Source organism: Mycolicibacterium arseniciresistens, from assembly GCF_030519285.1.
Taxonomy (GTDB): Bacteria; Actinomycetota; Actinomycetes; order Mycobacteriales; family Mycobacteriaceae; genus Mycobacterium; species Mycobacterium arseniciresistens.
The window spans coordinates 1-8,571 of the sequence record NZ_JAUMSQ010000127.1 but is presented as its reverse complement, the minus strand read 5'-3'; the positions used below and the strand labels follow the sequence as shown (position 1 = coordinate 8,571).

Below are 8,571 nucleotides of genomic sequence, written 5' to 3'. Positions count from 1 at the left end.
CTTCCACCTGCCTATTGACAAAACCCGACTACATATCAGTCCTGGGCCGTCGGCCTGATGGTGAGGTCACCGATCTCGACGTCGTGCGGCTGCTCCACGGCGAACGCGATCGCCCGCGCGACGGCATCGGGCGGCATCCCGAAATCCTCCATGGCACCGCGGACACGGCTGCGCAGAGCGACGTCGTCGATCGAGCTGTCCAATTCGGTGTTCACGTAGCCCGGAGAGATCGACGTGGTCCGCACGACGCCGTCCGTGGACTCCGTACGCAGCCTTCCATCACCGTGCGTACCGCGTTCTTCGTCGCCGCATAGACCGCCATCGTCGGCACGATCTTCAGGCCGGCGGTCGAGACCGTCGTGACCAGGTGCCCGCGGCCCTGCCTGCGGAAGATCGGCAGGACCGCCGCCACGCTGTTGAGCACCCCCCGCAGATTGACGTCGATCATCGCCGACCAGCCGTCGACGTCGAGGTCGCTCATCGGCCCGATCTTGCTGATGCCGGCGTTGCTGACGAGCACGTCGACCGCGCCGAAGTCGCGCACCCCCGTCTCGGCGAGTTCCCGCACATCGCCGGGGCGCGTCACGTCGGTCGCCCGGGACACCGCCGTCCCGCCTGTGGACCGGATGTCGCCGACGAGCCGGTCCAACCGCTCGGTGCGCCTGGCTCCCAGCACCACGGAGGCGCCGCGTTCCGCAAGGAGCCGGGCGGTCGCCTCCCCGATGCCGCTGCTGGCGCCGGTGATGACGACGACTTTCCCTGCAATGCCCGACACAACGGCCTCCTCGACTAAAGTGGACACGTATCCGGTTACGGGATCCACCGTAGCGGACACATGTCCGCTTAGCCAGTCTGGGGGAGTGCGGTGACGCGACCGCGTCGTCGGGCCGACGCCGAACTGAACCGCGCCCGCATCGTCGCCGCCGCCCGATCGCTGGTGCAGCAGCCCGACGAGCTGAGGCTCAACGAGGTGGCGAAGGCCGCCGGAGTCGGCCAGGGCACGCTCTACCGGCACTTCGCGAGCCGGGAGGAGCTGCTCGTCGAGGTGTACCGCGACGACGTACACGAACTCGTCGAGGCGGCGTCGGTGCTGCTGGCGCACCACGATCCGCTGAGCGCACTGGCCGCCTGGTTCCGGCGGGTGACGGAGTACGCCCGGATCAAGCGGGGGGTGTTCGCGGCGGTGACGACCTCGGTGCGAACCGATCTCGCCGACCACAGCATCGGCAGCATCGGTGAGGCGATCACCTCGCTGCTCGACGCCGGTAAGGCCGAGGGCGTGATCCGCGGCGATGCCGACGCGCGAGATGTGATCCTGCTGATCGGCGCGCTCACCCGGCTCGACGACGACGAGTGGGACACCCGCGCAGACCGCCTGCTGAGGATCGTCCTCGACGGCCTGCGCGCCAACGAGTAGCCGTCATCGCACGGCGAACTCGAGGCCCACGAGCCGTTCGGACATGTCCCAGAGCCGGGCGGCGTCGGCGGGATCGCCCGCCGGTTCGTAGATCGCCTGTTCGGCGGGTGCTCCCGTCAGATGCCGGAACCCACTCGGTCCGTAGAACCTGCCGCCCTCGGCGTCGGGGTGGGTGGCCGCGTACAACGCAGGCAGCAGGCCCTGGTCAACCGTCTGGGTGAGGACGCCCATCCGGGCGAACAACCGGACGACCCGCACCGCGAGGGTGTCGCCGTTGCGTCCCATGTGTGGTTGTGCGGCAAGCAGATTGGTCGCCGTCACGCCCGGATGCGAGACGTTGCTGGTGATGCCCCAGCCGCCGCGCTCGCTGCGGCGGTTGAGCTCGAGGCCGAACATCACGTTCGCGATCTTGGACTGACTGTAGGCCTTGCCCGCAGAGTACGATTCCTCGAAATTCGGGTCGTCCCAGTTGATCGCGTTCGACGCGGCCGCGATGCTCGACTGTGTCGTCACCCGAGCGCGGCCGGCCCGCAGCAGCGGCAGCAGCCGCGCGGTGAGGGCGAAGTGTCCGAGATGGTTCGTGCCCCACTGCAGTTCGAATCCGTCGACGGTGGTGAGGCGCGTCGGCGGGTTCATCACCCCGGCGTTGTTGACCAGGAGGTGGATCGGCCTGCCCTCGGCGAGCAGTTCGCCTGCGAGGTCGGCCACCGACTGCAGCGACGACAGGTCGAGACGCCGCAGGCCCACCCGCGCACTGGGCACCGCCGTGGTGATCCGGTCCACGGCGGCCTGCCCTTTCGCGGCGTTGCGTACCGGCAGGACGACCTCCGCGCCGGCGGCGGCCAGCCTTTCGGCCAGTCCGAGACCGATACCGTCGCTCCCGCCGGTGACGACGGCCGTCCGGCCGGTCAGGTCCGGCACCTCCACCACTGCTCTGCCCGACATGCTGTGCTCCCTCGTGCTCGATCGATTGCTGTGCTGTCGACGCTGCCAGCTTCGGGGGAGTGCATTCAGGGGCCGGTTATCCGGTGATCGGTGATCCCCCGTTGAGCAGTGCGGGTTCGCGACGATCGCCGCGGGAGTAGGCGTCCGGATCGGCGCCCAGTGCGGCGAGCTTGGCGTGGCTGGCCGATCCCGGGTCGGCGGTGAACACCAGCAGCGTGTGCAATTGTGCTGCGTCGTAGAGGATCTGGCATTGCACATCCAACACGCCCAGCTTCGGGTGCGCGATCCGCTTGGTCTGTTCCCTGGTGGTCGAGACGTCGTGGCGCTTCCACAGCTCGGTGAACGCCGCGCTGCGGTCCAGCAGCGCCTCGACGATCTGTGCCGCCCGCGAGCCGGCGCCGTCGCGGGCGTAGGCCACCCTGGCGTCGGCGACGAACCGGCGTCCGATCATCGCGTGGTCCTCGGACGGGTACACCTGCCGGGCACGCTCGTCGGTGAACCACCGGTAGACCACGCTGCGGGCCATGCCCTCGAATGCGGTCTCGTCGCCGAGCAGTGCCCGCGCGGCAGGTGTCTGCACCAATGTCTCGCCGAGCGCCGACATCACCTGCGCCGGGGTGTCCTGCAGCCGGTCCAGGATGCGCATCGTGGCCGCGCTGACGTGCTCACCGCCCAGGGTGCGCGCCGGCGCGTTGTGCCCCGCCAACCGGAACAGGTGGTCCCGCTCGTCCAGCGACAACCGCAGCGCCCGTGCCAGCGATGCGAGCACGTCCGTCGACGGTTGCGGTGCGCGCCGCTGCTCCATCCGGGTGTAGTAGTCCGTCGAGATCATCGCCAGCGCGGCGACCTCCTCGCGGCGTAATCCGGTGGTCCGCCGTCTGCGCCCGGCGGCAAGGCCCAACTCCTGCGGACTCAGCGCCGCGCGTCGGGTGCGCAGGAAATCGGCCAACTGCCCCTGATCCATCGACCCAGTCTCCCCGGGACCCGGTTCGCGATCCAGGGATCGGCAGTCCCCGGCTCGCCGCTCAGGCGTCGGTGCGGTCGGCGGCCCACCACCTGAGGACCCGGGTCGCGAAGAGCGTCAACCACTTCGACGGCTCACCCGCCGCGACGTCGACTTCGAACCACACCCGGCCGGGCTGGCGACCGGCCTGCAGCCAGGTGCCGTCGGGCCGTTCGGCCGCCCGGATGCGGTCGATCGCGTCGGCCATCCGGGGATCGGGCCGCACACCGTCGTGCAGCGCTGCGCCGCGGAAGTAGTCGGCGGCGTTGAGCACGCTGTAGGCCCACCGGAACGGATAGCGGAACCGGTCCACCCACGGCCCCACCGGTTCGCCGGTGGACAGCCGCCGGAACAGGCCACGCCGCAGCAGGTACTCCTGCCCGGCGTGCCGCGCGGTCCGCGTCGCGGCCGAACCACCGGTTGCGATCTCGTCGGCGAGCAGACCCTTGAGCGCGTTGAGCGTCGAATGGAACGACGACCGCGTAGACCCCTCGACCCACTCGCAGTTCCAGCCGCCGTCGGGCAGTTGATGGTCGACGAACCACTCGGCAATGCCCCGCACGTCGACACCGAGCCACGCCCCGTTGGCGAGGGTCCAGCCGTTGATGCAGCAGTCCACCTCGCCGTCCCAGTACGGCAGGTCGTCGTACTCCCAGCGGCAGTTCGCCGCGAGCAGTTCGGCCGTCCGCCGCTCATGAAGCACCGCGGGGTCGAGGCCCCACTCCCGCAGCGAGTTGAGCGTCCAGGTGGTCGCGGTCCAGGGTTGCCCCTCGTCGTCGGCTCGAGCTTCCGAGAAGTCGGCGGGGAAGAACGCGCCACCGGCCCATTGGCCGTCACCGTCCTGCAGTGACAGCAGTCGCGCACCGCATCCCTCGGTGGCGATCCGCGCCCTGGTCGACTCCCACACCGGCGGCGGTTCCCCGAGCAGATCGCGTTCGACCTGCCAGCGCAGCGCCGGATCCGATTCGAGCAGCCATGCGGTCAGGTCCGTCATGGCCGGTCCAGGTGGACCAAGGCGCCGTCGGCGCGCTCGCAGGTCATCATGTGCTGGTCGGGCAGCCGGTCCTGCCAGTCGCCGGCCGCGGTGCAGTCCCAGTCCTCGATCTCTATGAAGTACCCGGCCGACCGGCCGCCCGGCGCGGCGTCCCACTTCTCGATCACCCGGAGCGCCTCGGGGCAGTCGATGTTCGTGGTGCCCCGCATGACGTGGATGTCCCGGCCGGTCCTCGGGCGGGACAGCGGCGCGAGGCCGCAGTCCTGCTGGGCCGCGGTGACCGTCGGCGGGGGCGCAGGCGTCGGGTCGCCGTCGGTGACATCGGTGCCACAGCCGGTGAGGGCGGCCGCCGCGGACAGCAGAACGGCCGCACACCATCGCGGATGTCCCATGCCGAAGATCAAACTCATTTCCACGGCCTACCTCAAGCTCCGGCCCTGACCACTACACCCTGTAGTTGACGCGCCGGGGGCGACTGGGACACTGGTGTGCATGCATGCTTCGGCCGGGACCGAGATATCGGCGAAACTGTTCGCCGAGGCGTCCGCCGTCATCCCCGGTGGGGTCAACTCGCCGGTCCGGGCGTTCAACGCGGTCGGTGGCACCCCGCGGTTCATCACCTCGGCGAACGGCTACTGGCTGACCGACGCCGACGGCAACCGCTACGTCGACCTGGTGTGTTCGTGGGGGCCGATGATCCTCGGCCACGCCCATCCCGCCGTGGTCGAGGCGGTGCAGCGGGTGGTGGCCGACGGGCTGTCGTTCGGCGCCCCGACACCGTCGGAGACCCAGCTCGCCGCGGAGATCGTCGACCGGGTCGGCCCCGTCGAGCGGCTGCGGATGGTCAACTCCGGCACCGAGGCCACCATGAGCGCGATCCGGTTGGCCCGCGGTTTCACCGGCCGCCCCAAGATCGTCAAGTTCTCCGGCTGCTACCACGGTCACAGCGACGCGCTGCTGGCCGACGCGGGTTCCGGGGTTGCCACGCTCGGCCTGCCGTCGTCACCGGGTGTCACCGGAGCGGCCGCCGCGGACACCATCGTGCTGCCGTACAACAACGTCGCCGCCGTCGAGGAGGTGTTCGCCCGGTTCGGTGACGAGATCGCCTGCGTCATCACCGAGGCAAGCCCCGGCAACATGGGCGCGGTGCCGCCGCTGCCCGGGTACAACGCGGCGCTGCGCCGCCTCACCGCCGAGCACGGCGCGCTGCTGGTGATGGACGAGGTGATGACGGGCTTCCGGGTCAGCCGTTCCGGTTGGTACGGCATCGATCCCGTCGACGCCGACCTGTTCACCTTCGGCAAGGTGATGAGCGGCGGGCTGCCCGCCGCGGCGTTCGGCGGCCGCGCCGAGGTGATGGAGCGGCTGGCGCCGCTGGGCCCCGTCTACCAGGCCGGCACGCTGTCGGGTAATCCGGTGGCGATGGCCGCCGGGCTGGCCACGCTGCGCGCCGCGGACGACGAGGTCTACGCCGCGCTCGACGCCAACGCCGACCGGCTGGCCGGCCTGCTCACCGGGGCGCTGACCGACGCCGGTGTCGCACACCGGGTTCAGCGTGGCGGGAACATGCTGTCGGTGTTCTTCACCGACGAGGAGGTCGGTGACTTCGCCGCCGCGCGCGCGGCCGAGACGTGGCGCTTCCCGCCGTTCTTCCACGCCCTGCTCGACGCGGGCGTCTACCCGCCGCCGAGCGCCTTCGAGGCGTGGTTCGTCTCCGCCGCCCTCGACGACGACGCCTTCGAGCGCATCGCCGCCGCCCTGCCCGGTGCCGCCCGCGCCGCCGCCGAAGCGACGCAGCCCGCATGACCGAGAAGACGATCGTGCACGTGATGCGGCACGGCGAGGTGCACAATCCCGAGGGCGTGCTCTACGGCCGCCTGCCCGACTACCACCTCTCCGAGCGCGGTCGCGCGCAGGCGCAGCGGGTGGCGGACTGGCTGGCCGAGCGCGACATCGTCTACGTGGTGGCCTCCCCGCTGGAGCGCGCCCAGGAGACCGCAGGGCCGATCGCGGCGGCGCACGGCCTGTCCATCGACACCGACGACGAGTTGATCGAATCGCTCAACGTCTTCCAGGGCGAGCGGGTCTCCCCGGGTGACGGCGCCCTGCGGGATCCCCGTAACTGGTGGCACCTGCGCAACCCTCGCGTGCCGTCCTGGGGTGAGCCGTACACCGACATCGCCGCCAGGATGACCGGTGCGCTGCACCGCGCGCGCGACAAGGGCAGGGGTCACGAGTCGGTGTGCGTCAGCCACCAGCTCCCCGTCGAGACGCTGCGGCGCGCCATCACCGGAAAACCGTTGCACCACTTCCCGACCCGCCGGTTGTGCAATCTCGCGTCCCTGACGTCCTTCTACTTCCACGGTGACGAGTACGTCGGCTGGGGTTACGCGGAGCTGGCCGGGCAGTGACGCGGCTGGTGGTCCTGCTGGTGAGCGCGGTGATCGCGCTCGCCGGCTGTTCCACCGGTGACGACGCCGTCGCCCAGGGCGGCACCTTCGAGTTCGTCGCGCCCGGCGGCAAGACCGACATCACCTACGACCCGCCGGACAGCCGTGGCCGCCCAGGGCCGCTGTCGGGTCCCGACCTGCTCGACCCGGACCGCACCATCTCGCTCGACGACTTCGCCGGCGACGTGGTGGTGATCAACGTGTGGGGACAGTGGTGCGGACCGTGCCGCACCGAGATCGGTCAGCTGCAGCAGGTCTACGACGCCACCCGCGAGCGGGGTGTGGCGTTCCTCGGCATCGACGTGCGCGACAACAACCGTCAGGCCGCAGTCGACTTCGTCACCGACCGCAGGATCACGTTCCCGTCGATCTACGACCCGCCGATGCGCACGATGATCGCCTTCGGCGGGCGGTACCCGACGACGGTGATCCCGTCGACCGTGGTGCTGGATCGTCAGCACCGGGTGGCCGCCGTGTTCCTGCGCGAACTGCTGGCCGAGGACCTGATGCCGGTGGTCGAACGACTGGCCGCCGAGAGTCCGGCCCCGGCGCCGGGGACCCAGCCGTGACCGGCTTCGCCGAACTCGCCGCCGCCGGACCGGTTCTGCTGGCGCTGGGCGCGTGCGTGCTGGCCGGCCTGGTGTCGTTCGCGTCGCCGTGTGTGGTGCCGCTGGTGCCCGGCTACCTGTCCTACCTGGCGGCCGTCGTCGGGGTCGATGAGCAGCCCGCCGGTGAGGCGGGCGCGCAGGTGGCGGTGCGCACGGCGCGGCTGCGGGTGGCAGGCGCGGCGGCGCTGTTCGTCGCGGGGTTCACCGTCGTGTTCCTGCTCGGCACGGTGGCCGTGCTGGGCATGACCACCACGCTGATCACCAATCAGCTTCTGCTGCAACGCCTCGGCGGGGTGGTGACGATCCTGATGGGCCTGGTGTTCATCGGCCTGGTGCCCGCATTGCAGCGCCAGGTGCGGTTCACCCCGCGGCAGCTGTCGACCGTCGCCGGTGCGCCGCTGCTCGGCGCGGTGTTCGCCCTCGGCTGGACGCCGTGCCTGGGCCCGACGCTGACCGGGGTGATCACCGTGGCCTCGGCGACCGACGGCGCCAACGTGGCCCGCGGCGTGGTGCTCGTGCTGGCCTACTGCCTCGGTCTGGGAATCCCGTTCGTGCTGTTGGCCTTCGGCTCGGCGCGGGCGGTGTCCGGCCTCGGATGGCTGCGCAGGCACACCCGCGCCATCCAGGTGTTCGGCGGCATCCTGCTGGTGATCGTCGGCGCGGCGCTGGTGACCGGCCTGTGGAACGACTTCGTCTCGTGGGTGCGCGACGCGTTCGTGAGTGACGTCAGGCTGCCGATATGAATCCGGCGGGCAGGAGCGGCGGGGGTACCTCCCGGCCGGAGGCCAGGGGGCCGACCGGGGGATTTGTTCGCAGCGTGTGGGCGCTGATCCGCAACACCTGGCGGACGCTGACGTCGATGGGCACCGCGCTGGTGTTGCTGTTCCTGCTGGCGCTGGCCGCGATCCCGGGGGCGCTCCTGCCGCAGCGCAGCCTCAACGAGTCGAAGGTCGCCGAGTACATCGCCGCGCGCCCCACGCTGGGCCCGCTGCTGGACCGGCTGCAGGCGTTCGACGTGTTCTCGAGCTTCTGGTTCACCGCGATCTACGCCCTGCTCTTCATCTCCCTCGTCGGCTGCCTGACACCGCGGCTGTTCGAGCACATCCGCAGCCTGCGCGCGGTGCCGGTGCCCGCGCCGCGCAACCTGGGCCGGC

Annotated in this window: 10 protein-coding genes and 1 pseudogene; 6 read left to right on the top strand and 5 right to left on the bottom strand. The window is 70.8% G+C overall.

Annotation, left to right across the window (positions count from 1 at the left end; translation table 11 throughout):
- Positions 1 to 35: 35 nt before the first annotated feature.
- Positions 36 to 775 (bottom strand): annotated as a pseudogene (locus Q2100_RS16910) (SDR family oxidoreductase).
- A 90-nt stretch (positions 776 to 865) separates the two neighbouring features.
- Here Q2100_RS16910 and Q2100_RS16905 point away from each other — a divergent pair.
- A complete protein-coding gene (locus Q2100_RS16905) occupies positions 866 to 1,417 on the top strand; it encodes a TetR/AcrR family transcriptional regulator (protein ID WP_302915014.1) in 552 nt (183 codons plus the stop codon).
- A 3-nt stretch (positions 1,418 to 1,420) separates the two neighbouring features.
- On the opposite strand, the gene Q2100_RS16900 is transcribed toward Q2100_RS16905, so the two are convergent.
- The 4 genes from Q2100_RS16900 to Q2100_RS16885 form a co-directional block, all read right to left on the bottom strand.
- Positions 1,421 to 2,362, bottom strand: coding sequence for an SDR family oxidoreductase (locus Q2100_RS16900; RefSeq protein WP_302915013.1), 942 nt, complete (start codon positions 2,360 to 2,362; stop codon positions 1,421 to 1,423).
- A gap of 76 nt (positions 2,363 to 2,438) precedes the next feature.
- On the bottom strand, positions 2,439 to 3,326 hold the full coding sequence (locus Q2100_RS16895; RefSeq protein ID WP_302915012.1) for a helix-turn-helix transcriptional regulator: 888 nt from the start codon (positions 3,324 to 3,326) through the stop codon (positions 2,439 to 2,441).
- A gap of 61 nt (positions 3,327 to 3,387) precedes the next feature.
- The gene (locus Q2100_RS16890; RefSeq protein WP_302915011.1) at positions 3,388 to 4,359 is read right to left on the bottom strand and encodes a squalene cyclase; all 972 of its coding nucleotides are present in this window, start codon (positions 4,357 to 4,359) and stop codon (positions 3,388 to 3,390) included.
- Positions 4,356 to 4,769, bottom strand: coding sequence for a hypothetical protein (locus tag Q2100_RS16885; RefSeq protein ID WP_302915010.1), 414 nt, complete (start codon positions 4,767 to 4,769; stop codon positions 4,356 to 4,358). The genes Q2100_RS16890 and Q2100_RS16885 overlap by 4 nt, the downstream gene beginning before the upstream one ends.
- An 82-nt stretch (positions 4,770 to 4,851) precedes the next feature.
- On the opposite strand from Q2100_RS16885, the gene hemL reads away from it, so the two are divergent.
- From hemL to Q2100_RS16860, 5 genes are all read left to right on the top strand, one after another.
- Positions 4,852 to 6,165 (top strand): glutamate-1-semialdehyde 2,1-aminomutase, encoded by a 1,314-nt coding sequence (hemL, locus tag Q2100_RS16880; RefSeq protein ID WP_302915009.1) that lies wholly within the window; start codon positions 4,852 to 4,854, stop codon positions 6,163 to 6,165.
- The gene (locus Q2100_RS16875) at positions 6,162 to 6,770 is read left to right on the top strand and encodes a histidine phosphatase family protein (RefSeq protein WP_302915008.1); all 609 of its coding nucleotides are present in this window, start codon (positions 6,162 to 6,164) and stop codon (positions 6,768 to 6,770) included. Before hemL ends, Q2100_RS16875 begins: the two co-directional genes overlap by 4 nt.
- Entirely contained in the window at positions 6,767 to 7,378 is a 612-nt protein-coding gene (locus tag Q2100_RS16870; RefSeq protein ID WP_269896891.1) for a TlpA disulfide reductase family protein, read from the top strand. Before Q2100_RS16875 ends, Q2100_RS16870 begins: the two co-directional genes overlap by 4 nt.
- Positions 7,375 to 8,160, top strand: a complete 786-nt coding sequence (locus Q2100_RS16865) for a cytochrome c biogenesis CcdA family protein (protein ID WP_264013146.1) — start codon at positions 7,375 to 7,377, stop codon at positions 8,158 to 8,160. The genes Q2100_RS16870 and Q2100_RS16865 overlap by 4 nt, the downstream gene beginning before the upstream one ends.
- Before the next feature lie 116 nt (positions 8,161 to 8,276).
- A partial coding sequence (locus Q2100_RS16860; protein WP_302915015.1) for a cytochrome c biogenesis ResB family protein occupies positions 8,277 to 8,571 on the top strand: 295 nt, incomplete at its 3' end.

Excerpts from the sequence above, each read along its gene's own strand:
- hemL (WP_302915009.1), top strand. The coding sequence starts at position 4,852 with ATGCATGCTTCGGCCGGGACCGAGATATCGGCGAAACTGTTCGCCGAG.
- Q2100_RS16895 (WP_302915012.1), bottom strand. The coding sequence starts at position 3,326 with ATGGATCAGGGGCAGTTGGCCGATTTCCTGCGCACCCGACGCGCGGCG.
- Q2100_RS16890 (WP_302915011.1), bottom strand. The coding sequence starts at position 4,359 with ATGACGGACCTGACCGCATGGCTGCTCGAATCGGATCCGGCGCTGCGC.
- Q2100_RS16900 (WP_302915013.1), bottom strand. The coding sequence starts at position 2,362 with ATGTCGGGCAGAGCAGTGGTGGAGGTGCCGGACCTGACCGGCCGGACG.
- Q2100_RS16875 (WP_302915008.1), top strand. The coding sequence starts at position 6,162 with ATGACCGAGAAGACGATCGTGCACGTGATGCGGCACGGCGAGGTGCAC.
- Q2100_RS16885 (WP_302915010.1), bottom strand. The coding sequence starts at position 4,769 with ATGAGTTTGATCTTCGGCATGGGACATCCGCGATGGTGTGCGGCCGTT.